Genomic DNA, 24,231 nt, shown 5'->3' with positions numbered 1-24,231 from the left:
GTGCGGTCTGTGATGGAGTGTCCTCTTGATCGGTCGTGTCGTTGATCGGGTGTGCTGGGTGAGGAGTTGGTTGCGGTCCGGTGTGATCTGGAGGACTTCGCGGCGGAGATATTCGAGCCGTTCGCGCGGGCGGATCAGCGGCGGTGGGGTGGGGTCTATCTACGGGGCCTGCTGCTGGACGGCGGGCGCAAGTCGGTGGAGCCGATGGCCGCCCGCCTGGGCGAGGACGGGAACCGGCAGGCCTTGGCCCACTTCGTCACTTCCAGCCCGTGGGACGCGGCCCATGTTCGGGCCCGCCTGGCCTGGCGCATGCAGCCGGTCGTCAAGCCCACCTCGTTGATCATCGATGACACCGGGTTCCTCAAGGACGGGGACGCGTCCGCGTGTGTGACCCGGTAGTACACCGGCACCGCGGGCAAGGTCACCAACTGCCAGGCCGGGGTCTCCTTGCACCTGGTTCCAACGGCGCCTCCGCGGCGGTCAACTGGCGTCTGTTCCTGCCCGGGAGCTGGGATCCCGCCTCGCCGAAGGCCGATCCGGTCAAAGTAGCCCGCCGTGACAAGTGCGCCATTCCTGCCCAGGTGGGCCACGTCGAGAAGTGGCAGCTGGCCCTCGACATGATCGACGAGACGCGGTCCTGGGGCATCGAGGTGCCCCAGGTCATCGCCGACGGCGGCTATGGAGACACCGCCGCTTTCCGGATCGGTCTGGAGACAAGCGGCCTCGACTACGTGGTGGGCATCTCGACCACGACCACCGCGTAACCCGAGGACGCACAGCAATGCACCCCGGCCTACTCCGGCCGCGGCCCACGACCGGTCCCTGCCTACCCCGAGCCGGCTCAGCGGGTGAAGGGCCTGGTCATCGCGGTCGGCGGATCCTCCGCACGGCCGGTGCAATGGCGAGAAGGCTCCCGGCCGGGCAGTGGCCGCAGCGGAGTGAAACGCATGTACTCCCGCTTCGTGGCCCTGCGGATCCGGCCCGCCGGACGCGAGATCCGCAAGGCCACGGCGGGCACTGAACTTCCAACACGCTGGCTGCTGGCCGAATGGCCCGCCACCGAACCCGAACCCGTCCAGTTCTGGCTCTCCAACTTGCCCGAGACCACCCCGTTGCCCGTCCTCGTGCGCACCGCGAAGCTCCGCTGGCGCATCGAGAACGACTACCGCGAGATGAAACAGGCCCTCGGCCTGGCCCACTTCGAAGGCCGGACCTGGCAGGGCTGGCACCACAACGTCACCCTCGTCTCGGCCGCCCACGCCTTCTGCACCCTGCAGCGACTGAGCCGATCCCCAAAAGAGACGGCGTCGGCCTGAGCCTCTACCGAGTCGTTCACGAGCTGCAGATACTCCTCGCGACCTGGACCGGCGCCTGCCCCACCTGTCACCGCGACATGCCAGATCTCGCACCAATATGACCAAGCCGCATTGTGTGTTCAGCACAGATGTCACGTGCTGTCAGCGAGCCGCCAGCCTGGTCGCGCTGCTCCGGCGGTAGCAAGCGTCGAGGTGCACGGACGCGATGCCCGTCAGCGCGAAGACCTTCGACAGCGTATCGGTGATGCTCTCGGCGAGCTGCATAGCCCGCTCGGGGGCGTTCGTGGCGACTACCGGAGCGACGTCCGCCAGCGCCCCCTGCTCCACGAAACAGTCGCCTATGACGGCGATGATCGCCAGGGCCTGATCGGGGTCAGTGGCAGCGACGGCTTGGGCAGTGGCCACCAGTGCTTCCGCTCGCCACGTGCGATCGGAGATGCCACGGGCGATATGCAGGGCCCGCTGCGGGTCGTTCACCGCGACCGCTCGAACGACGCCGACCTGGGCTGCCGGATAAGGCTTCTGACCGGCAAGCGGGGCGATCAAGAGCAGGGCCTCGTCGGGGTCGATGAATGCGAGGGCCTCCGCGACGATGGGCACCGTCCAGGGAGAGTATCGGTCGGGAAGCAGACGGAAGGCCCTGCCGGGGTCTGTGGCCGCAACCGTGCGGGCGATCCCGGCCAGGGCTTCCGTGCGGGAACACTCGTCGGTAATGCTGGCGGCGATCTCTTCGGCCCGGTCAGGCGCAAACGCCGCGACCGCCCCGGCGATCTCACTCAAAGCGGCTGCGCTCCGTCGAGGGCCGTCGAGGACATAGGTGTCGAGGACGTACTCCCCGTCTCTCGGGTCGCGCAGCCCGTGATTCCTCACGATGTGGGCCAGCGCCGTGGTCCGGTAAGGCTCCGTGCCGTTGATCAACATGTCGATGGCGCGGAAGATGTCAGCAGCAGCGACGACCACGGCGATATCCGCCAGGACGGACTGCCGACGGTCCTCGTCCGGCATGGTCGCGGCGATGGCCAGGGCCTGTTCCTCAGCCACGGCGGCGACGACCGGCGCGATCTGCGACAAGCAGATGCGTCGGACCTGCTTGCTTCTTGCTCCCGACGCGCAGCGCAGCGCCTTCTCGATGAGGAAGGCGGCCCGGTCCTCGGCGCTGACGCTCTCGCTCGGCAGCCCAGGCGAGGGCATCCCGACGAGCCCTGACCGGCCGGCGACGGCCGCGTCCACCAGCACTGGAAGGGTTTCGTGCAGGAAAGACTGATGAGCCGTGGCTCCCTGCCGGTTGCGCACCAGGCCCAGCAGCTCGGCGGTGTCGGTGCCCCGCTGCAGGGGTACCGGCAGGCCCTCTGCCGTCAGCCGGCCAAGCAGGTGCCGGTAGATGTCGTTCATCGTCAGCATCTGGCCGGCCCCGGCGCTGCCGTCTTGGAACAGTCGGAGCAGTCGCTCGGTGAACGCCGTGTGCCGTTCACCATCCAGTGCCAACGCCACCCGGTTCTCGGTGGCGGCGGTCAGCGTGTAAGTGCCGGATACCTCCAGTGCGGTGAGCAGTGACTGCTCCTCACTGGCCAGCGGCCGACCAATGGCGCGCCCGCTGAAACAACTGTCCAAAATGAGGACCCGGTTCTCCGCGCGGCTGTCGAGGAAGGTCTCGCGGACCGCGTCGTATGGGAGTGCGGAGTATGCCAACCGGTCGGGGTGCGTCGCCGCAAGACTCAGGTACAGGTTCCCGCGGCGGTCGATCAGTCCATGTCCGCTGTAGTAGACCAGGAGTAGATCGCTCGCCTGCTTGGCAGCGGTCGTGAGGATCTCACCGACCTGCGCGAGGTCGACGTCCCCGGGCACGGCACGGCAGTGCGCCTCAGCAAACCCGCCCACTCCCGGGTCCGTGAACGCGGCTGCGAGGTCGGCCACGTTGTGGGCGACGACGGGTACGTCCGGCAGGTGCTCGTCGCGATAGCGCGGGGTGCCGATCAGAACAATCTGCGACCGTGCGGGATCGACGGCGCGAAACGCCGCCCGGCTCACGCGTCACCGGCTGGTTCCTGCTCGTCGGAGACGACGAGCAGCTGGCGCAGTAGTAACTCGACGTCCTCGACCCGCTGGGCTTCCAGTTCGACGCTGCGCCCGTCCGGCGTAGAGACCGAGATGCGCACGTCGGTACCGCGAGGCCGGGTCAGGAACGCGTGCAACGATCCCGCCAGCACGCTGATCACGCCGCCGCTACCGATCGCGGTAATCAGCACGTCGAATGACGCCCCCAGTTCGTTCGGGCCCGGCTGCACTGCCCGGGGCGTGACACGGCCACGCAGCTCCGGTTCGCCGTTCAGCCACTCGTCGAGATCCTGCAGGTCACGGACCGGGTTCTCGCCCCGTACCGAAAGCCACGCTTCCACTATCCCTCCTTGGCTGGATGCCTGAGAGTGTAGGCACAGAGGGCGGTCTGAGCGGGGTCCTCTGATCAACTTGCCCTGGTTCTGGGAGCGGCGTCGGGTTGGCTATCAACGAAGTGTTGTCCGAGCCTTTGAGTTCGTGGATCGGCGTGAACAACGCGACCTCGCGCTCCACCTCCTTGCGCCCGCCGTCCAGCAGCAGGCCCCGCCCCCACCGTCGCTGATCCGCCCGCGCGAACGGCTCGAACATCTCCGCCGCGAAGTCCTCCAGATCACACCGGACCGCAGCCAACTCCTCACCCAGCACATCCGAACAAGAAGACACGCCATCACAGACCGCACATGACCAAGCCCTACTAGGACCTGTCGTCGAACCGCCGCCTCCCGGGCGGCGTCCGGCACGCACGCTCGCGCCGCTTTCTCAGGGAATTCACAGGAACGGGTCAGGCTTCTCTCACGGGTGCCTCACAGAGTGGTCCCCATGACGACGACGACCTCGCCCCAGGGGCGTACCGAACTGCTCAGGCCGGACCGTACCCCCGTGCGGGTCCTGGTCGTGGACGACGAGGCTCCGCTCGCCGAGCTGCTCTCGATGGCCCTGCGGTACGAGGGGTGGGAGGTGCGCAGCGCCGGGGACGGGGCCGGGGCCGTCCGGACCGCGCGGGACTTCCGCCCGGACGCGGTGGTCCTGGACGTGATGCTCCCGGACATGGACGGGCTGTCCGTGCTGGGCCGGCTGCGGCGCGAGTACGACGATGTGCCGGTCCTCTTCCTGACCGCCCGGGACGCCGTGGAGGACCGGATCGCCGGGCTGACCGCGGGCGGCGACGACTACGTGACCAAGCCGTTCAGCCTGGAGGAGGTCGTGGCCCGGCTGCGCGGGCTCATCCGCCGCTCGGGCTCGGCCGTCGCCGCCGGCCGCGCCGAGTCCACGCTCGTCGTCGGGGACCTGGTGCTCGACGAGGACAGCCACGAGGTGAGCCGGGGCGGGGACGCGATCCACGTCACGGCCACCGAGTTCGAGCTGCTGCGCTTCCTGATGCGCAATCCGCGCCGGGTGCTCAGCAAGGCGCAGATCCTCGACCGGGTCTGGAACTACGACTTCGGCGGCCAGGCCAACGTCGTGGAGCTGTACATCTCCTACCTCCGCAAGAAGATCGACGCCGGGCGCACGCCGATGATCCACACCCGGCGCGGCGCGGGGTATCTGATCAAGCCCGGTGAGTAGGGGCCGGGGCGGGGGAGTGCCGCGGCGGCCCTGGACGCTGCGTACCCGGCTCGTGGTGTCGGCGGTCTCGCTGATCGCCGTCGTCGCCGCCGTCATCGGGTCCGTCACCGCGATCGCCTTCCACAGCTACATGTACGGCAAGCTCGACGACCAGCTGCACTCCGTCGCCGAGCGCGCCCAGCGCCCGCCGGGCCCGGGGCCCCAGGCGTTGCGCGAGGCGGGTCCGCTCGGCTTCGTCGGTGGGGGCGGGCAGCCGCTCGGCACGTTCGGGGCCCTTCTCGCCGAGGACGACGTCACCGCGTCGAAGGTCGTCGAGGACAGCGGGCTGCGCGCCCAGGAGAGCGCGAAGCCGCTGACCGGGGAGCAGCGGAGCGCCCTGGAGGCGGCCGCTCCGACCACCGGTGAGGGAGGCCGGAGCATCGATCTTCCGGGCCTCGGCGGCTACCGGGTGGAGGCCGCGAACACCGCCGATGGGCACACCGTCCTCGTGGGCATCCCCAGCGCCGAGGTGAGCGGTGCGCTGACCACCCTGATCGTCGTCGAGGTCTGCGTGACCGCCGCCGGGCTGCTGGCCGCGTCGATCGCGGGCACCGTGCTCGTCGGGATCGCCCTGCGGCCGTTGCGCCGGGTCGCCGCCACGGCCACCCGGGTATCCGAACTCCCCCTGCACAGCGGCGAGGTGGCCCTCCTGGAGCGGGTCCCGGACGCCGAGGCCGATCCGCGCACGGAGGTCGGGCAGGTGGGTGCGGCGCTCAACCGGATGCTCGGGCACGTCGGTTCGGCACTCGCCGCCCGCCAGGAGAGCGAGACGCGGGTCCGGCAGTTCGTCGCGGACGCCAGCCATGAGCTGCGCACCCCGCTGGCCTCGATCCGGGGCTACGCCGAGCTGACCCGGCGCGCCACCGGGGGACGGGAAGCGCCGGAGCCCGGCCCGGTGACCCGGCACGCGCTGGGGCGGATCGAGTCGGAGGCGGACCGGATGACGGGCCTGGTGGAGGATCTGCTGCTGCTGGCACGCCTCGACTCCGGGCGTCCGCTCTCGTACGGGAGCACCGATCTGCTGCCGCTGGTCGTGGACGCGATCAGCGACGCCCGCGCGGCGGACCAGGGGGCGCCGGGCTGGGATGCCGGGGCGGCGGATCGGGGGGCGTCGCCGGGCTGGGATGCCGGGGCGGCGGACCGGGGGGCGTCGCCGGGCCGGGATGCCGGGGCGGCGGACCGGGGGGCGCGGGGCCGGGACGCCCAGGCAGCGGACCAGAGCGCGCCGGGCCGGGACGCCCTGCACCGCTGGCGGCTTGAGCTGCCCGCCGAGCCCGTGACCGTACGCGCCGATCCCGACCGGTTCCAGCAGGTGCTGGTCAACCTGCTGGCCAACGCCCGCACCCACACCCCACCGGGGACCACCGTCACCGTGGCCGTACGGCCGTCCGCGCGCGCCGGGGGGCCGGTCACGCTGGAGGTGGGCGACGACGGGCCCGGCATCCCGGCGGAGCTGCTGCCGCACGTCTTCGAACGGTTCGCCCGCGGTGACGCCTCCCGCTCGCGCGGGGCCGGTACGGGCGGGGCGACCGGGTCCACCGGGCTCGGCCTGGCCATCGTGCAGGCCGTCGTCTCCGCGCACGGCGGGCGCGTACGGGTGGAGTCGGAGCCGGGCCGCACGGTGTTCGTGATCGAGCTGCCGGCGGCAGCGGATGAAGCGCTCCGAGCGGACTCACAGGGCAGGGACAGGCTCAGCACACCGGTGTGACAGCGCGGTTGGCGAACGTCGGAGCATGACAACCGACAGCCTCCGGAGCGGCCCCGGCGCGACCGGCCGCAGCAGCGGGGACGGCGGGCACCGCGCCCGTCTGCCGGTCAGGAAGCACCTCCCGGCCCGTGGCCCGGCCACCGCCGCCGACGTCCCCGTGCTCGACGTCGTCGTCCCCGTGTACAACGAGGAGAAGGATCTCCGCCCCTGCGTCGTGCGCCTGAACGGCCATCTCGCGCGGACCTTCCCGTACCCCTTCCGCATCACCGTCGCCGACAACGCCAGCACCGACTCCACGCCCGCCGTCGCCGCGTCGCTCGCCGCGGAGCTGCCGGGGGTGCGGTACGTGCGGCTGGCGGAGAAGGGGCGGGGGCGGGCGCTGCGTACGGTCTGGGCGGAGTCCGACGCCCCGGTCCTCGCCTATATGGACGTCGACCTCTCCACCGACCTCAACGCGCTCCTCCCGCTGGTCGCCCCGCTGATCTCCGGCCACTCCGACCTGGCCATCGGCTCCCGGCTGGCGAGGAGTTCGCGGGTGGTGCGGGGGCCGAAGCGGGAGTTCATCTCGCGCGCCTACAACCTGATCCTGCGCTCCTCGCTGGCCGCCGGGTTCAGCGACGCCCAGTGCGGGTTCAAGGCGATCCGGCGCGAGGTCGCCGAGCGGCTGCTGCCGATGGTGGAGGACAGCGGCTGGTTCTTCGACACCGAGCTGCTGGTCCTCGCCGAGCGGGCCGGGCTGCGCATCCACGAGGTGCCCGTCGACTGGATCGACGACCCCGAATCGACGGTCCGCATCGTGCGGACGGCCACCGAGGACCTGAAAGGGGTGTGGCGGGTGGGGCGGGCGCTGGCCGTCGGCGCGCTGCCGCTGGACCGGCTGGCCCGGCCCTTCGGGGACGACCCGCGCGACCGGGCGCTGACCGGGGTGGAGCGCGGACTGGCCCGCCAGCTCGTCGGGTTCTGCTTCGTGGGCGCGCTGTCGACGTTGTTCTACCTCGCGCTGTACTCCCTCTTCCGGCTCGGCGTCGGCCCGCAGTTCGCCAACGGCGGCGCGCTGCTCGTCTCCGCCGTCGCCAACACGGCCGCCAACCGCCGCCTCACCTTCGGTGTACGCGGCCGGGGCGGGGCCGTCCGCCACCAGGCGCAGGGGCTCGTGGTCTTCGCCATCGGCCTCGCGCTGACCAGCGGCTCGCTCGCCGCGCTGGGGGCGGCGACCGGATCGCCCTCGCACGGCACGGAGCTGGCCGTGCTGATCACCGCCAACCTCGCGGCCACCGTGCTGCGTTTCCTGCTCCTGCGCGCCTGGGTCTTCCCTGAGCGCCGCTCCGCCGAACGGGACGACGTGGGGGCGCTGTTGCCCGCGGCAGCCGTCCTCCCGGCCCGCGACGAACCCGAGGATGTCCGATGACCACGACCGCCACTCCCGCGATGCCTGTCGCCGCGCCGCCGGCCGGGAGGGAAGGCCCCCGCTGGGCGCGCCCCGCGCTGTACGGGCTGCTGCTGGCCGTCGCCCTCGCGTACTTTGCCAACCTCAGCGCCTCCGGATACGCCAACTCCTTCTACTCCGCGGCCGTCCAGGCGGGCAGCCAGAGCTGGAAGGCCCTCTTCTTCGGCTCGCTGGACTCCGGAGGCGCCATCACCGTCGACAAGCCGCCCGCCGCGCTCTGGCCGATGGCCCTGTCGGTGCGGCTGTTCGGGCTGAACTCGTGGGCGATTCTGGCCCCGCAGGTCCTGATGGCGCTCGCCACGGCGGCCGTGCTGAACACCGCCGTACGCCGTCGTTTCGGGCCGGTCGCCGGGCTGATCGCGGTGGGCGTGTTCGCGTTGACGCCCGTCGCGGCGCTGATGTTCCGCTTCAACAACCCGGACGCGCTGCTCGCCCTGTTGATGACCGTCAGTGTCTGGTGCGTGCTGCGGGCCCTGGAGCAGGGGCGGACGAAGTGGCTGCTCTGGGCGGGCGCGGCGGTCGGGTTCGCGTTCCTGACGAAGACCCTCCAGGCGTTCCTGATCCTGCCGCCGCTGGCCGTGCTGTACGCGGTGTGCGCCCCCGTTCCCGTACGGAAGCGGATCGGGCAACTCGCCCTGTCCGCGCTGACGACGGTCGTCGCCGGCGGCTGGTGGGTCGCGATCGTGGAGCTGATGCCGGCTTCCTCGCGCCCGTACGTCGGCGGCTCGCAGAACAACTCCTTCCTGGAGCTCACTTTCGGCTACAACGGGCTCGGCCGGATCAACGGAGAGGAGACCGGGAGCGTCGGTGGGGGAGGCGGCGGCCGTGGCGGCGGCTGGGGTGAGACCGGCATCGGCCGGATGTTCAACTCCGAGGTCGGCGGCCAGATCGCGTGGCTCCTCCCCGCCGCGCTGATCCTGCTGGCGGCCGGGCTCTGGCTGACCCGGAAGGCGGCGCGGACCGACTCCGCGCGGGCCGCGTTCGTCGCCTGGGGCGGTGCGCTGGTCATGACCGCGGCCGTGTTCAGCTTCATGGCCGGGATCTTCCACCAGTACTACACGGTGGCCCTCGCCCCGTACGTCGCGGCGCTCGTCGCCATGGGCGTCACGGTGCTGTGGGAGGAGCGGGGCGCGTGGTGGCCGCGTGCGGTGCTCGCGGGCACGGTCGTGGTGACGGTGGTCTGGGCGTACGTCCTGCTGGGCCGTACGCCGGACTACCTGCCGTGGCTGAGGTGGGCGGTACTGGCGGCCGGGATCGTCGGCGCGCTCGGGCTGCTGGTCGTGGGCCGGTTCGGCGGCCGGGGCCTGGCGGCCGCCGTGGTGGGGCTGAGCTGCGCGGCGTCGCTGGCGGGGCCGGCGGCGTACACCGTCAGCACCCTGAACAGCGGCCACCAGGGGTCGATCGTGACCGCCGGTCCTTCGGCCGGCTTCGGCATGGGCGGACCCGGGGGCGGTGGCGGTGGTGGCCGGGGCGGAACCGGCGGGCCCGGCGGCGGTGACGGCGGGCAGCGCGGCGGCATGCAGCAGCCTCCCGGCCAGGCGCAGGGGCAGGGGCAGGGCGGCATGCCTACGTTGCCCGGAGGCGCCGCACAGGGAGGGACGGCACCGGGAGGAACCGCGCCCGGCGGTACGGGTACGGGGACGGGGACAGGGGCGGGCACGAACCCCCGCTTCGGCGAAGGCGTGAGGGGTGGCGGCGGAGGCGGCGGCATGGGCGGGCTGCTCAACGGCGCGTCCGTCGACACCGAGGCGAAGGCGCTGCTGGAGAAGGGCGCGGACGACTACACCTGGGTCGCCGCCGCCGTCGGCGCGCAGAACGCGGCCAGCTATCAACTCGCCACTGAGGAACCGGTGATGGCGATCGGCGGCTTCAACGGGAGCGACCCGTCAACGACGTTGGCCCAGTTCAAGAAGTACGTCGCGGAAGGGAAGGTCCACTACTTCGTCTCGGGCGGAGGAATGGGCGGAGGAATGGGCGCAGGAATGGGAGGCGGCCCGGGCGGCGGGGCGGAAGGCGGCGGCGGTAGGGGCGGCAACTCCGGTACCTCGTCTACCTCGTCGCAGATCTCCTCCTGGGTGACGGAGAACTTCACCGAGGTCACCATCGGCAGCGCCACGTTCTACGACCTGACCCGGCCCGCCGGTTGAGGACCGGGCGTACGCGGTCGGGCTCAGAACCCGGCCGCGTACGTCCAGAAGTCCCGCATCACCTGCGGTGCGGCGGGCCCGGACATCTCCAGCTGGGTGAGCAGGACGGCAACGGTGCCCGTGGACGGGACGATGTGCGCGGTGGTGCCGGTGCCGCCGACCCAGCCGTAGCGGCCGAGGACGTTCCAGGGGGCCGCGATCTCGATGTCCACCGCACCGCCGAATCCCCAGCCCTGCCCCTCCGTGAACAGCCCGCTCGCGGCGCGCTGGTCCGGGGTGAGGTGATCGGTGATCATCTGGCGGACCGACTCGGCGGCCAGCACCCGGTGCCCGTCGTCGTTCAGGCCCCCGGCGAGCAGCATCCGGCCGAAGGCAGCCCAGTCGTCGACGGTCGAGACCAGGCCGCCCGCGCCGGACGGGAAGGCGGGCGGGCTGCTCCACTGCCCGTCCGGGGCGTCGACCAGCACCGGATCGCCTCCGCTGTCCGCCCCGGCCCGGTAGTAGCTGGTGAACCGGTCCAGCGCGGCGGGCTCCACGGCGAACCCGGTGTCCGTCATGCCGAGGGGCTCGAACAGCCGCTCCGCCAGATACACGGGCAGCGGGCGGTCGGCGACCCGGGCGACGAGGACGCCGAGGATGTCGGAGCACGTGTTGTAGAGCCAGCCGTCGCCCGGCTGGTGCAGCAACGGGACCCGGGACAGCGCGGCCATCCAGGCGTCCGGCGCGAGGACGGCCTGGGGCTGCGGCGGGCCCTGTTTCAGCTCGGCGAACAGCGGGGCGACGGCCGGGAGCGAGAAGTCGGAAGGGAAGCCGTAGCCGGCCCGGAAGGTCAGCAGGTCCAGCAGGGTGATCGGGCGGACCGCGGACACCACGTCGTCGACCGGGCTCTGCGGGGTCCGTACGACCAGGGGCGCGGCCAGCTCGGGAAGCCATGCCGCGACCGGGTCGGCGGGGGCGATCAGGCCGTCCTCGACGAGCGTCATGGCGGCCGCCGCCACGATCGGCTTGGTGATCGAGGCGATACGGAAGATCGAGTTCCGCCGCATCGGCGTGGACCCGGCGAGGCCGGCCGTACCGGCCGCCGCCACCTCGGTCCTTCCGCCCCGGGCGACCAGGGCCACCGCGCCCGGCATCGACCCCTTGGCGATGTGGGCGTCCAGCAGTTCGTGCAGGGGGGTGGTGGTCATGGGTCGTCCTTCGTCCGGTACCGCGTGTGCTGTCGGAGGCCTGCCCCCGGGGTGCCCCGCGGTGCGCGACCGCGGGTGGTGGACCGGGCGCGGCCCTCGGACAGGAGGACGCGCGCCGACCGTAAAAGGAAGCATGCGGGCCGAAAATGATGACTCCCGGCCCGCCCGTGAGTCATCGGCCCGGCTTGGGGTGTTGTGGGCCGAGCCCTTGAGTCATCGGCCCGGCTCCGGGTGTTGTGGGCCGAGCCCGGGACTCATCGGCCCGGCACCGGGTGTTGTCGGCCGAGCCCGTGAGCCATCGGCTCCGTTCCGGCCCCGTGGACCCCCGTCCGGGCTCGTCCGCCCGACCCCCGTCGGTGGGCTCATCGGCCCCTTCCTCCCCGTACCAGCAGGTCCGCCACCACCGGCCGGTGGTCGGAGGCGACGCTCTCCGGCACCCACGCCTTCCGCACCGTGATCCCGTCGGCCGGCCCGCCCTTCGACACCGCCACGAAGTCGATCCGCTTCACCGGGTCCCGCGCCGGGAAGGTGGGCGCACCCGGGTCGGCGTCCGCCAGCTCCCGCCACAGCGGGGCCAGTTCGGGGGCGGCGGGCTCCGCGTTGAAGTCGCCGAGCAGGATCCGCGGGCCCCGGTCCTCGGCCATGATCCGCCGGGTGTCGGCGACCTGGGCGACGCGGACGGCGGGGTCCGGGCGGTAGTCGAGGTGGGTCACGTACACGTGCACGGGCAGCCCCCGCACCCGTACGACGACCTCGCCGAACCCCGGGGCGGGAGCGGGGGCCGGGTTCGGGTCCTGGGTGGAGAGGCGGGTGATCTCGTGGTTCTCGGCGCTCACGATCCGGTGCCGCGACAGCACCGCCACCCCGTACTCCGCCCGGGGGTCGCCCGGCCGGGCCGGGTCCAGGCTGTAGATCGGGGCGAAGGAGACGTGCATGCGCAGCCGCCGCGCCAGCTCTCCCGCGAGATCCCGCCACTCGCTGCGGTCGCCCCAGTGCCGGTCGACCTCCTGAAGCCCGATCACATCCGCGTGCAGTGACCGGAGTTCGGCTGTCTGGCGGTCCAGGTCGAAGACACCGTCCACGCCCGCCCCGGCGTGGATGTTGTACGTGGCGACCCGCAGCGGCACGTCCCCGCCGGGCGGGGGGCGGGTCGTGGTGACGGCGGCGGCGGGCGGCGCGATGAACGCGGCCAAGAGGGATGCGGCGAACAGGAGTTGAGGGATACGAGAGGTACGGCGACGCAGCGACATGGCTCTCCAACCGGCCGAAAATCGCGCACTTTGTCAGGTCAGCGTCGAGAACCGTACCGCCCGGCCGCCGCGCGGGTCCCACCGGCGCGGCCGGTCCGGTGGCACGGAATTGACTTGTACGTTGTACAGGAACTGCCTTACGCTGTATGTCAACGACCTGCCATACGCCGTACAGTGCCGAGCTTCGCGTGCCGTACGGCCACTCCGGAGCGAGCTGTCACCGCACCGGATCCCCGGAGCCCAAGGAGTCCGCATGACGGCGCCCGCCGCACAACGACCAGACCTCGCCCATCAGGGGCATCCGCAGCGCTGGCTGATCCTCGGCGTCATCTGTCTGGCCCAGCTCACGGTGCTGCTCGACAACACCGTCCTCAACGTCGCGATCCCCTCCCTCACGTCGGAGCTGGACGCCTCCACCTCCGACGTGCAGTGGATGATCAACGCCTACTCACTCGTCCAGGCGGGGCTGCTGCTCACCGCGGGCAGCTCCGCCGACCGCTACGGGCGCAAGAAGCTGCTGATCGTGGGCCTCGCCCTGTTCGGCGTCGGCTCGCTCGTGGCCGGGCTCTCCCAGTCATCGGGCCAGCTCATCGCGGCCCGCGCCGGGATGGGGGTCGGCGGCGCGCTGCTGCTCACCACGACGCTCGCCGTCGTGGTCCAGATCTTCGACGACACCGAGCGGGTCAAGGCGATCGGGATCTGGTCCACGGTCTCCTCCCTCGGCTTCGCGGCGGGTCCGCTGTTCGGCGGGTTCGTCCTCGACCACTTCTGGTGGGGCGCGATCTTCCTCATCAACATCCCGGTCGCCCTGATCGCCCTGGCCGCCGTCGCCCGGCTCGTACCGGAGTCGAAGAGCGGCCAGGGAGAGCGGCCGGACCTGCTGGGCGCGCTGCTCTCCACGATCGGTATGACCGCCGTGGTCTTCGCGATCATCTCCGGGCCCGAGCACGGCTGGGCGTCCGGCCAGGTGCTGCTGACGGCATCGCTCGGAGTCGCGGTGCTGGCCGGATTCGTGCTGTGGGAGCTGCGCGTTCCCCACCCGATGCTCGACATGCACTTCTTCCGGAACCAGAAGTTCGTGGGTGCGGTGGCGGGGGCCATCCTGGTCGCCTTCGGGATGACCGGATCGCTCTTCCTGCTCACCCAGCATCTTCAGTTCGTCCTCGGTTACGGGCCGTTGGAGGCGGGCCTGCGGACGGCTCCGATGGCGCTCACCGTGGTCGTCCTCAACCTCACGGGCCTCGGCGCGCGCATGGTCCAGAGGTTCGGCACGCCCGTCGTCATCGCGGCGGGGATGAGCTGTCTGGCGGCCGGTCTCGCCGCGATCGCGGTGCTCGGCGGGGGCGACGGCGGGTACGGCGGCATGCTGTTCGGCCTGGTCGTGATGGGTGCAGGCGTCGCCCTGGCGATGCCCGCGATGGCCAACGCCATCATGAGCGCGATCCCGCCGGAGAAGGCCGGGGTGGGCGCGGGGGTCAACGGCATGCTCGCGGAGTTCGGCAACGGACTGGGGGTCGCGGTGCTCGGCGCGGTGCTGAACGCCCGCTTCGCCGCTCTCGTGCCGGCCGCAGTCGGCGCCGCCTCGCTGCCCGCGGCCCTGGCTGCCGCCGACGGCCCCGCCGCCCGGGAGCAGATCAAGGACGCCTTCGCCTCGGGCCTGGAGGTCAGCCAACTGGTCGGCGCGGTCGCGGTGCTGGCGGGCGGGCTGCTCGCCGCGCTCCTGCTGCGCCGGGCCGAGCGGGCGGAGACGCCGCCGGCCGGGGCTGTGAAGGCGCCGCACGACGACGCTACGGGGACGCCGGTGGCCGACGCCACGAAGGCGCCGCCCGCCGACGCCACGAAGACGCCGGTGGCCGGGGCTGCGAAGGCCGAGGCCGCGAAGGCCGGGGACCGGGCAGACTCGACGGGACCGGCGGCATAGCATCGGACCGGACGCGCGTACCGGACCGTCAGCGTCCGGTACGCCGTCCTTCCGGCAGGACGGCTCGGTCCCGCCCTTCCGGCAGGACCGCTCGGCGGAGTGGTCCGCGCAAGACGAGGAGAGTGCGCCATGGTGTCCGAGTCCGACCGCGAGTCCGACGGGGAGTCCGTGCCCGAGCCTGAGCCGGGCACCGGAGCCGGGGCCGGGGCCGGGGACGCGCCCGGGACGGGGGCCGACACCGACCTGGCGAACAACGCCGCGCGGACCAGCGTATGGCTGGACCGCCGGGCCCCCTCGCGCTCCCGCAGGACCGAGTCCCCGGTGGGCCTGGACCGCAACCGGATCACCGAGGCGTCGGTGCGGCTGCTGGACGCCGACGGCCTGGCCAAGTTCTCGATGCGCCGACTCGCCGCCGAGCTGGACGTCACCGCGATGTCCCTCTACTGGTACGTCGACACCAAGGACGACCTGCTGGAACTGGCGCTCGACTCGGTCTACGCCGAGATCGCCCCGCCCCTCGACGACGCCGACTGGCGGGACCGGCTGCGGGAGTTGGCCCGCAGCTACCGCGAGCTCCTCGTCCGCCACATCTGGATCTCCCCGCTGGCCGGGACCTTCCTCAACATCGGCCCGAACTCCATGCTGTTCTCGTACGCCGTCCAGGACATCGTCCGGGCCACCGGGCTGCCCCTGGAACGGCAGACGGGCGCGCTCTCGGCGGTCTTCCAGTTCGTGTACGGATTCGGCACCGTCGAGGGCCACTTCAAGGCGCGGTGCGACGCGACCGGGCTGACCCAGGACGAGTACCACCAGCAGGCGATGAGCACGATCAGGGCGCAGCCGCACATGCGGCAGATCACCGAGGCGTCGGACGAACTGATGGCGGCCCGGGGCGGGAAGACGGTCGAGGAGATGCGCGAGCGGGACTTCGTCTTCGCGCTGGACCTGCTGATCGCGGGCATCGAGGCGGTGCGCGACCGGACGGGCTCGCCCGCCCCGTAGCCGCTTCTCCGAGGAACGCTCGGTGACGCGTAACGAGTGCCACGTCACTGAGCGTTCGCCGGCCGTGCACCGGCGTCAGTACCCGCGCCCCGCGTCCACCGTCAGCTCGGGCCTGCGGCCCGCCGTCACGGCCTCCCAGCAGGCGGTGAAGTCGACGGAGACGTCCTCGTCGGTGGTGATCCCCGAGGAGTGCGAGGTGATGACCGTACGGGGCAGCTTCCACACCGGGTCGCCGGGCGCGGCCGGTTCCTCCGGCAGCACGTCCAGCACCGCCCGCCGCACCCGGCCGTCCCGCAGCGCGGCCTCCAGCGCCCCCATGTCGACGGTCGCGCCCCGCCCCACGTTGACGAACGTCGCCCCGCGCACCGCCGCGAACCGGGCGGCCCCGAAGAAGCCCTCCGTGGCCCCGGTCAACGGCAGCGTGGAGATCACCCAACGGACCTCGCCCAGCACCTCGTCGTCCTCGGCGGCCCCGATCACGCGGTCGAAGCCGGGCACCACCCGGGCGGTGCCCGGCGCCGGCCCGAACCGCGTCGTGCGGGCGACGCCCACGGTGCGTACCCCGCAGGCGCCCAGCAGCCGCCCGACGGCCGCGCCGATGCGGCCGGTCCCGTAGATCAGGGCGGTCTGCCCGGCGACGAGCTCCGAGGGGAGGCGCTCCCAGTGCGCGCGGGCGTGCCGGGCGGTGAACTCCGGTACGGACTGGCACTCGGCGAGCATCCAGGCCAGCACGTACTGGGCCATCCGCTCGCCCATCCGGCCCACGGTCCGGGTCAGGAGCGCCGAGCCGGGCCAGGGGCCCCCGGCGAACAGCGGGTCCGTCCCCGCGTTGACGCTGTGGAACCAGAGCAGCCGGCTCGTCCGCAGCGCGTCGGGCAGTGTCTCGCCCACGCACAGCAGGGGCGCGTCGGACGGCGGCGGGACGTCCTCCAGGGGCTCCGCGTCCCGTCCGGTGATCCGCTCCAGTTCCCGTACCAGACCGCCGTCGAGCGAGGGCGCGACCAGCAGCCGGGCCCGCGCGAGGGCGTCGGGCGCGGGCAGCGGGGCCCCCGGGACGGGCAGCCCGCACCCGAGGAGCGAGTAGGGCGGCCCCGGGACGGATATCGGTGGAACGGGTTCGGTGCTCCCGCTCTCTCCGTTCTCCCCGCTCTCCCCGTTCTCCCCGTTCGTCCGGTTCTCCCCGTTCGTCCGGTTCTCCCCGTTCCCTGCTGCCTCTCCGGTCCTTCCGGCTTCTCCGGTCATCGCGCGGTCAGCTCCCCGGGGCCAGGTGGGCCGGGAAGCCGCCGGTGGCGACGGGGCCCCAGCGCTCCGGGGTGACCCGGATGATCGACTTGCCCTGCTTCAGCATCGCCGCCCGGTACTCGTCCCAGTCCGGGTGCTCGCCCGAGATGTTCCGGAAGTACTCGACGAGCGGCTCGACCGAGTCCGGGGCGTCGATGACCTCCGCCGAACCGTCGACCTGCACCCACGGCCCGTCCCACTCGTCCGACAGCACGATCACGCTGACCCGTTCGTCGCGCCGCGCGTTGCGGGTCTTGGCGCGCTCGGGGTACGTCGACATGACGATCCGCCCCGCGTCGTCCACGCCGCAGGTCAGCGGGGAGCCCTGGGGGCGGCCGTCGGCCCGGGTGGTGAGCAGGACCGCCCGGTGCCGGGGGCGTACGAACGCCAGCAACTCGTCGAGCTCCACGGCGGTGTTGGTCGCGATGTTCGGTGCCATGCCCACCACCCTACGACCGGGCCGGGCCAGGGCCGCGGAAGCGGCTCGCCGAGGGCTAACCGGGCAGCGCCTCGCCCTGTACCGCCTGGATGTCCAGCTCCACGCGCAGCGTCGTTCCGATCGCGGAGATGCCCGCCTGGACGACCTGGTTGTAGTTCATCGCGAAGTCGGCGCGACGCAGTTCGGCGGTGGCGTGGAAGGCCGCGCGCACCCCGCCCCACGGGTCGGGTCCGGTGCCGAGGTAGCTGAGGTCCAGGTCGACGGGGCGCGAGACGCCGTGCATGGTCAGCTCGCCGTGCACGGTCCAGCGGTCGGGTCCCGCCGGGTCCAGCGCAGTGGAGCGGTAGGCGATCTCCGGGTACCGGTCGACGTCCAGGAAGTCCGGCGAGCGCAGGTGCTTGTCCCGCATCTCGTTGCCGGTGTCGATGCCGGCCGCCCTGATCACCGCGTCGACCCGGGAGCGGGAGACGTCCTCGGCGATCTCGATCCGGCCGCCGAAGTCGGTGAAGCGGCCGTGCACGCTGGAGATTCCCAGGTGCTGGGCGACCGCGCCGACCGAGGAGTGCGCGGGGTCCAGTGACCAGACGCCCGGCGGCGGCAGCTCGACCCCGCCCTGGCGGGCCAGCACGATCTGGCCGCCCTCGATCCGGCCGCTCGCGGTGACGAGGGCGGTGGAGGCGGCGGGGGCGTACCCGACCGCCGTGACGATCACCGTGTACGCGCCGGCCGCCAGGGAACCGTCCGTCCGGACGGCCCCGTCCTCGTCGGCCGCGGCGCGCAGCACCTGGGCGCCGGTCATGTCGGTGACGGTGACGACGGCGTGCTGGACCGCCCAGCCGTCCCGTGTCCGTACCTGTGCGCGAAGTCCCATCCCGTATCTCTCTCCTAGCTCGATGACCCGCGGCCGGCCCGAAGGAACCCGGGGCCACATGAGTCGGGCCCCGGGGCGGTCACGGCAGGCCGTCCCCTGCTCGCCGTACCCGCCACCGGGGCCCATTTCCACCCGGTCGTGACAGCCTCTCCGCTTGAAGTGCCGTCCGACCAGGGGTCTTCGCGATCCCTTCACGTGCGCGTGCGCATCCCTATAGGTGCACGCACGACAGGCGCTGGCGCGCCCGCGCCGCGAGGATCGATCACTCGCCCGGGTGGGCGAGTTCGAATCACTCGCCCGGGTGGGCGAGTTCGATGTCGTGCCCGTCGACCCCCGGGCCGCTCACGGTCAGCGATCCGGCCACCGGCGGGTAGCCGGTCGCGATGACCGCGTACTCGCCCGCGTCCAGGTCGGTGAAGGCGTACACCCCGTCCTCGCCGGTCGTCGCGGTGGCGACCACGTTGCCCGCCGCGTCGATCAGCGTGACCCGCGCGTCGGTCAGCGGGCTCCGGGCGGGTCCGGCCCGCACGACGCCCCGGACCAGCGCACCGGACCGCAGCGCGGCCTCGACGCGGGTGACGCCCTGGCCGCCGATCTCCACCGGCAGCGCCAGCGGACGGAAGCCGGCGGCGTTGACCGCGACGGTCACGGAGCCCGGGATCAGCTCGCCGAAGGCGAACTCACCGGACGGGCCGGACGCGCCGGTGGCCAGCACGTCGCCCCGGACGTCGGTCACGACGACCATCGCGCCGTCGACGGGTGCGCCGGACTCCGCGGCCTTGACGCTTCCGGCCAGTCCGCTCGTACCGGACAGCAGGATGTCGAAGGCCAGCGGCTCCTCGCCGACGACCACCGTGGACGCCTGCGGCTGGAAACCGTCGGCGGAGGCGATCAGCACGTAGCTGCCGGAGCCGGGGGCGTCCAGGGTGTAGCCGCCGTCGGGCCGGGCCACGGAGCGGCCGAGCTGCCGTCCGCCCAGCGAGATCAGGGTGACGGCGGCGCGGGCGACCGGAGCGCCCTCCGCACCACGCACCACACCGTGGACCGAGGTGCCGGAGGCAGGGGCGGGGGCAGGGACGCCGGCGGTGTCGACCGAGGTGACCCCGGCCGCGCCCTCGGAGACGGGACCGGTGGCCGCGCCGACGGCGGCGGGCACGGGGACCTCAGCCGTCTCGACGGCGGCGGAGGCGTCGGCCGAGGGGTCGGCCGAGGCATCGGTGGAGGTGTCGGCGGAGGCGTCGTTCGCCACGCTGCTCTTCAACGCGACCTCCTTGATGAAGATCGTCACGATGAAGGCGACGAGCGCGGCCGGAGCGGCGTACAGGAAGACGTCGCCGACGCCGTGCCCGTACGCGGCCTCCATGACCAGCCGCAGGGGCTCGGGCAGCTTGTCCAGGTCGGGGATGCCCCCGCCGCCGGTACCGCCGTGGCCGAACGCCGCACCCTCCGGGCCGAGGTCGGCGATGCCGTCCTTGACGTAGTGGGTGACCCGGTTGCCCAGGACCGCGCCGAGCGCGGAGACGCCGATCGCACCGCCGAGGGAGCGGAAGAAGGTGACGACGGAGCTCGCGGAACCGAGGTCCTCGGGAGCGACCTGGTTCTGGGTGGCGAGGACCAGGTTCTGCATCATCATGCCGATGCCGAGACCCATGACGAACATGTAGATCGCGACGTGCCAGTACGCGGTGTCGTACCGGATCGTGCCGAGCATCCCGAGCCCGGCCGTGACCAGGAAGCCGCCACTGACCAGCCACGCCTTCCAGCGCCCGGTCTTGGTGATGACCTGGCCCGAGATAGTCGAGGAGAGGAAGAGACCCGTGATCATCGGGATAGTCATCACGCCGGACATCGTCGGCGACTTGCCACGCGCCAGCTGGAAGTACTGGCTGAAGAAGACGGTGCCCGCGAACATCGCGACGCCGACGAACAGCGAGGCGATCGAGGCCAGCGTGATGGTGCGGTTACGGAAGAGGCGCAGCGGGATGATCGGCTCGGCGGCCCGCGACTCGGTGAGGACGAAGATCAGGCCGAGCAGGACCGAGCCCGCGACCATCACGCCACTCTGCCACGACAGCCAGTCGTACTTGTCGCCCGCGAAGGTCACCCAGACCAGCAGCAGGGAGACTGCGGCGCTGACGAAGAACGCGCCGGTCCAGTCGATCTTGACGCCCTCGCGCTTGACGACCGGGAGCTTCAGGGTCTTCTGGAGCACGATCAGGGCGATGATCGCGAACGGCACGCCCACGTAGAAGCACCAGCGCCAGCCCATCCAGCTGGTGTCGGTGATGACGCCGCCGAGCAGCGGACCACCGACGGTGGCGACGGCGAAGACCGCGCCCAGGTAGCCGCTGTAACGGCCGCGCTCGCGCGGGGCGATCATCGCGGCCATGACGATCTGCGCGAGGGCGGAGAGACCGCCGACGCCGATGCCCTGGACGACCCGGCAGGCGATGAGCATGCCGCTGCTGGTCGACAGACCGGCGACGACCGAGCCCAGGACGTAGATGATCAGGGCTATCTGGACCAGCAGCTTCTTGCTGAAGAGGTCCGAGAGCTTGCCCCAGAGCGGGGTGGTGGCGGTCATGGCCAGCAGCGAGGCCGTCACGACCCAGGTGTAGGCGCTCTGGCCGCCGCCGAGGTCGGAGATGATCTCGGGCAGGGCGTTGGAGACGACCGTCGACGACAGGATCGCGACGAACATGCCGAGCAGCAGCCCGGTCAGCGCTTCCATGATCTGCCGGTGTGTCATCGGCGTGCCGTCGGGGGCGCCGGAGGCGGGGGCGCCACCGTGCCCTCCGTGCTTGGCGTGGCCGCCCCGCACACCGGTGGGTGTGGTCGTAGCCATTGAGTTCCTTATCCGTGCGAATTTGCTTCTGTTACACAGGTGTACGGGTGTGAGCCTCGTCGCCGAGACCGGTCCTGCACTCGCCGGTGTGACGTCCGGGGGCGCAGCCGCCGGATCCGCGACAGGCGAAGCTGTCGCGCAGCCGGGACAGCAGCGCGATGAGCCGGCCGACGTCGTCGTCGGACCAGTCCTGGAGGTTGTGGGCGAACACCTCGGTGGTCCGCCGGGTCAGTTCGTCGAGCTGCTCGTGCCCGCCGGGGGTCAGCCGCAGGATGCGGGACCGCTTGTCCGCCGGGTCCGGAGACCGTTCGATCCAGCCGCGATCGGCCACATGGGCCACGTGGCGGCTGGTCACCGACATGTCCACGGACAGCAGCTCGGCGAGCCGGCTGATCCGCATCTCGCCGTGCCGGTCCAGGAGGGTCAGTACGGCGGCGGATCCCGCGGGACATTCGTGGGGCAGTGCGCGGGCGAGCCCCCTTTTGACGGCTCCGACGGCGCTGAGCTGCCGGGCCAGTTCCTCGTAACTACTCCGTGCGGCCACGGGAACCCCCAGCACACTCACGACTATGTTGTTGCTTAGGGCAACGATAGAAGCCGTTGGTTGCTACAGGCAAACGAAAACGGCCTTGCAGAAGTAAAGGAACGCAAAAGCCTCCGTAGGGTCCGGGTCAAGGCCGATCCCCAGCTGCGGTGACGCAGGTCGGACGGGGTGCGGGCTGGCCCGGGGGTTGGGCGGTGGGCCCGAGTTCGCTAGGGTCCTGCCCCATGGCACACAACCCCCACGCCCCTCAGTCGGGCCCCGAGGGCACCCCTGACCCGGCGGGCAGCACGCAGATGTTCCGCGCCTTCGTCGACGAGGGCGAGCCGCAGCGCCGGCAGCAGCCCGCGGCGACCTCTTCCGGGCCGAAGGCCGGGGTGATCGCGGCGGTGATCGCGGTCGTCGTCGTCCTCGGCGCGGTGGCCTGGCTCGCACTGGGCTGACCCGCGCTCGCACGGTCGCGCCCCAGGACGGTGCGTGCGCGCCCGCGACGGCACGACACGTACCAAGGTGCGCGCGCCCACGACACGTACCAAGGTGCGCGCGCCCACGACACGTACAACAGGTACGACCGTACGATCAACAGGTACGACCGTACGATCCGGCCGCACGGGGGACGGGAAGCGGAGCCGCACAGCCGGCCGCCGCTCCACCTCCGGGCGGCCTTCGTGCGTATCCGGGCCGCCTTCGTGTATATCCGGGCTTCCCGCCGTCCGGTCAGGTCACTTCCACACGGCGGAGACGTCCTGGGTGTCGACGCGCATCCCCAGCGGGACCCGCCAGGACTCCACGCAGACGGTGTACGTCTCCGAGCGCGCCGAACCCGCGCCGATCGGGGCGGGCAGGGGCTGCGACGAGGTGATGGTCGCCCAGTCGACGCCGAGGGCGCCGATGATGTGGGTGGCGAAGGTGACGGTCCCCGAGCGCGCCGGGGAGCCGCCGGTGTTGCGGAACTCCACGGTCACCTTCTCGCACCACCGTTTGTCCGCCGCCTCGCGCTGCGGTGCGCTCAACGACAGCGCGGCCGGGGTCGCGGGCGGAGCGGGAGGCTCCGGGGTGCCGGGGGTGCCGGGGGTGCCGGTGCCGGGTTCGCCGTGGCCCGGAGGCGAAGGGGTGCCGGACCCGCTGCCCGGCTTCGAGGGGTTCGCGGGTTTCGCGGGGCCAGGGGGCTTCGCGCCCGGCCCGCCGGGCGAACCGCCCCCCTGACCGCCCGGCGTCTCCGTACGCGCCCCGCCGGGACTGTCCTGGGCGCGCCCAGGCTCGCTCGCACCCGGGGAGGAGGGCGCGGACGAGAGACTGCCGGGCCCGCGACCGCCGGGGCCGCGCTCACCGCTGCCGCTGCCGCCGTTCCCGTCCAGCGGGACCAGCGTCACCTTGCCCGAGGGCTTCCCGTCGCCGCTCGACAGCCGGTCCCCGCCATCGGCGGCGGCGCCCACGGCCACGTACCCGTCGTCGCCCGGTCCGCTCCCGCAGGCGGCCAGGAGGCCGCCGCCCAGACACAGAGCGGCCGCCGAGGCGACGATGACGGTGCCTCGGCGGCGGGTGGAGCCGAATGTCTGACGTCGCATCGCGCCAGTGTGGCTGACGGACCGTCAAATCTGAACCCTGGTGCAGGGACCGGCGGAGTCCGGCCGAACTCCGCCGACCGGCTTCAGTCTGCGATGAGCCCTTCCCTGAGCTGCGCGAGTGTGCGGGTCAGCAGCCGGGAGACATGCATCTGGGAGATGCCGACCTCCTCGCCGATCTGCGACTGCGTCATGTTCGCGAAGAACCGCAACATGATGATCTGGCGCTCGCGCGGGGCGAGCTTGGCCAGCAGCGGCTTGAGCGACTCGCGGTACTCGACGCCCTCCAGCGCCGCGTCCTCGTACCCGAGGCGGTCGGCGAGGGAGCCCTCGCCGCCGTCGTCCTCGGGGGAGGGGGAGTCCAGGGAGGAGGCGGTGTAGGCGTTGCCGACGGCGAGACCGTCGACCACGTCCTCCTCGGAGACCCCGAGCGCGCGGGCCAGCTCCGGCACGGTCGGCGAGCGATCGAGCTTCTGCGCGAGCTCGTCGCTGGTCTTGGTCAGGGCGAGCCGCAGCTCCTGGAGACGACGGGGGACCCGCACGGACCAGGAGGTGTCGCGGAAGAAGCGCTTGATCTCGCCGACGACGGTGGGCATCGCGAACGTGGGGAACTCGACGCCCCGTTCGCAGTCGAACCGGTCGATCGCCTTGATCAGGCCGATCGTGCCGACCTGGACGATGTCCTCCATCGGTTCGTTGCGGCTGCGGAACCGCGCCGCGGCGTACCGCACCAGCGGGAGGTTCAGTTCGATCAGTGTGTCCCGCACATAGGTCCGCTCCGGACTGTCCGTTCCCTCGGGGCCCGAGGCGGGGCCGAGCGCGGCGAGCCGCAGGAACAGGGAGCGGGACAGCGTACGGGTGTCGATGGCTTCCGGCGAGCTGGTGAGCACGGCGGGTGCCGGCACGCTCTTCGTGAGCGTGAGCACCTTCGAGCTGCCCTGTTCTTCGGACATGCCACCCCCTTGAGGTCGCGGACGGTCGCGGTGGCCGCGACCATCGGAGGAACGCAGCCTCCACCTGAATACCGGAGGCGGGGCTGCGGCAAACGCGC

At 72.1% G+C, this 24,231-nt stretch carries 18 protein-coding genes and 1 pseudogene; 8 read left to right on the top strand and 11 right to left on the bottom strand.

Annotation, left to right across the window (positions count from 1 at the left end):
• Positions 1-51 precede the first annotated feature (51 nt).
• Positions 52-1,316: pseudogene (locus ACIQRW_RS08145) on the top strand (IS701 family transposase).
• Between the two features lie 141 nt (positions 1,317-1,457).
• Here the strand turns inward: ACIQRW_RS08145 and ACIQRW_RS08140 are convergent.
• Positions 1,458-3,344, bottom strand: coding sequence for a caspase domain-containing protein (locus ACIQRW_RS08140; protein ID WP_403756089.1), 1,887 nt, complete (start codon positions 3,342-3,344; stop codon positions 1,458-1,460).
• Positions 3,341-3,712, bottom strand: coding sequence for a hypothetical protein (locus tag ACIQRW_RS08135; RefSeq protein WP_403756086.1), 372 nt, complete (start codon positions 3,710-3,712; stop codon positions 3,341-3,343). Before ACIQRW_RS08135 ends, ACIQRW_RS08140 begins: the two co-directional genes overlap by 4 nt.
• Positions 3,713-4,190: 478 nt before the next feature.
• Here ACIQRW_RS08135 and ACIQRW_RS08130 point away from each other — a divergent pair, with 478 nt between their 5' ends.
• Genes ACIQRW_RS08130 through ACIQRW_RS08115 form a run of 4 tightly spaced genes read left to right on the top strand, consistent with a single transcriptional unit; the run spans position 4,191 to position 10,278 of the window.
• Positions 4,191-4,937, top strand: coding sequence for a response regulator transcription factor (locus ACIQRW_RS08130; RefSeq protein WP_403756083.1), 747 nt, complete (start codon positions 4,191-4,193; stop codon positions 4,935-4,937).
• Positions 4,938-4,953: 16 nt separating this feature from the next.
• On the top strand, positions 4,954-6,684 hold the full coding sequence (locus ACIQRW_RS08125) for a sensor histidine kinase (protein ID WP_403756080.1): 1,731 nt from the start codon (positions 4,954-4,956) through the stop codon (positions 6,682-6,684).
• 25 nt (positions 6,685-6,709) lie between these two features.
• The gene (locus ACIQRW_RS08120; protein WP_403756077.1) at positions 6,710-8,092 is read left to right on the top strand and encodes a glycosyltransferase; all 1,383 of its coding nucleotides are present in this window, start codon (positions 6,710-6,712) and stop codon (positions 8,090-8,092) included.
• Complete coding sequence (locus ACIQRW_RS08115) at positions 8,089-10,278, top strand: ArnT family glycosyltransferase (RefSeq protein ID WP_403756073.1); 2,190 nt, start codon at positions 8,089-8,091, stop codon at positions 10,276-10,278. The genes ACIQRW_RS08120 and ACIQRW_RS08115 overlap by 4 nt, the downstream gene beginning before the upstream one ends.
• A 23-nt stretch (positions 10,279-10,301) precedes the next feature.
• Here ACIQRW_RS08115 and ACIQRW_RS08110 read toward each other — a convergent pair whose 3' ends face one another.
• Entirely contained in the window at positions 10,302-11,465 is a 1,164-nt protein-coding gene (locus tag ACIQRW_RS08110; protein WP_403756071.1) for a serine hydrolase domain-containing protein, read from the bottom strand.
• A gap of 362 nt (positions 11,466-11,827) precedes the next feature.
• Positions 11,828-12,715 carry an endonuclease/exonuclease/phosphatase family protein gene (locus ACIQRW_RS08105; protein WP_403756068.1) on the bottom strand — a complete coding sequence of 296 codons (888 nt, stop codon included), beginning with the start codon at positions 12,713-12,715 and terminating at the stop codon, positions 11,828-11,830.
• A gap of 253 nt (positions 12,716-12,968) precedes the next feature.
• Here ACIQRW_RS08105 and ACIQRW_RS08100 point away from each other — a divergent pair, with 253 nt between their 5' ends.
• A complete protein-coding gene (locus ACIQRW_RS08100; protein ID WP_403756065.1) occupies positions 12,969-14,636 on the top strand; it encodes an MFS transporter in 1,668 nt (555 codons plus the stop codon).
• Positions 14,637-14,765: 129 nt separating this feature from the next.
• Positions 14,766-15,638 (top strand): TetR/AcrR family transcriptional regulator, encoded by an 873-nt coding sequence (locus ACIQRW_RS08095; RefSeq protein ID WP_403756062.1) that lies wholly within the window; start codon positions 14,766-14,768, stop codon positions 15,636-15,638.
• A gap of 75 nt (positions 15,639-15,713) precedes the next feature.
• On the opposite strand, the gene ACIQRW_RS08090 is transcribed toward ACIQRW_RS08095, so the two are convergent.
• The 5 genes from ACIQRW_RS08090 to ACIQRW_RS08070 form a co-directional block, all read right to left on the bottom strand.
• On the bottom strand, positions 15,714-16,700 hold the full coding sequence (locus ACIQRW_RS08090; protein WP_403756425.1) for an NAD(P)-dependent oxidoreductase: 987 nt from the start codon (positions 16,698-16,700) through the stop codon (positions 15,714-15,716).
• A 187-nt stretch (positions 16,701-16,887) separates the two neighbouring features.
• Complete coding sequence (locus ACIQRW_RS08085) at positions 16,888-17,358, bottom strand: PPOX class F420-dependent oxidoreductase (RefSeq protein WP_403756059.1); 471 nt, start codon at positions 17,356-17,358, stop codon at positions 16,888-16,890.
• Between the two features lie 55 nt (positions 17,359-17,413).
• Positions 17,414-18,229: a YceI family protein gene (locus tag ACIQRW_RS08080; protein ID WP_265600491.1), complete on the bottom strand. Its 816-nt coding sequence runs from the start codon at positions 18,227-18,229 to the stop codon at positions 17,414-17,416.
• Positions 18,230-18,518: 289 nt separating this feature from the next.
• Complete coding sequence (locus ACIQRW_RS08075) at positions 18,519-21,074, bottom strand: MFS transporter (RefSeq protein ID WP_403756056.1); 2,556 nt, start codon at positions 21,072-21,074, stop codon at positions 18,519-18,521.
• Positions 21,075-21,105: 31 nt separating this feature from the next.
• Positions 21,106-21,618, bottom strand: a complete 513-nt coding sequence (locus tag ACIQRW_RS08070) for a MarR family transcriptional regulator (RefSeq protein ID WP_361873266.1) — start codon at positions 21,616-21,618, stop codon at positions 21,106-21,108.
• Positions 21,619-21,842: 224 nt separating this feature from the next.
• On the opposite strand from ACIQRW_RS08070, the gene ACIQRW_RS08065 reads away from it, so the two are divergent.
• Positions 21,843-22,058: a hypothetical protein gene (locus tag ACIQRW_RS08065; RefSeq protein WP_403756053.1), complete on the top strand. Its 216-nt coding sequence runs from the start codon at positions 21,843-21,845 to the stop codon at positions 22,056-22,058.
• 279 nt (positions 22,059-22,337) lie between these two features.
• Here ACIQRW_RS08065 and ACIQRW_RS08060 read toward each other — a convergent pair whose 3' ends face one another.
• The gene (locus tag ACIQRW_RS08060; RefSeq protein ID WP_403756050.1) at positions 22,338-23,183 is read right to left on the bottom strand and encodes a hypothetical protein; all 846 of its coding nucleotides are present in this window, start codon (positions 23,181-23,183) and stop codon (positions 22,338-22,340) included.
• 83 nt (positions 23,184-23,266) lie between these two features.
• The gene (locus ACIQRW_RS08055; protein ID WP_003967686.1) at positions 23,267-24,133 is read right to left on the bottom strand and encodes an RNA polymerase sigma factor SigF; all 867 of its coding nucleotides are present in this window, start codon (positions 24,131-24,133) and stop codon (positions 23,267-23,269) included.
• Positions 24,134-24,231 lie beyond the last annotated feature (98 nt).

Source organism: Streptomyces sp. NPDC091287 (assembly GCF_044768525.1).
Taxonomy (GTDB): domain Bacteria; phylum Actinomycetota; class Actinomycetes; order Streptomycetales; family Streptomycetaceae; genus Streptomyces.
This window is presented reverse-complemented; position numbering and strand designations above follow the sequence as displayed.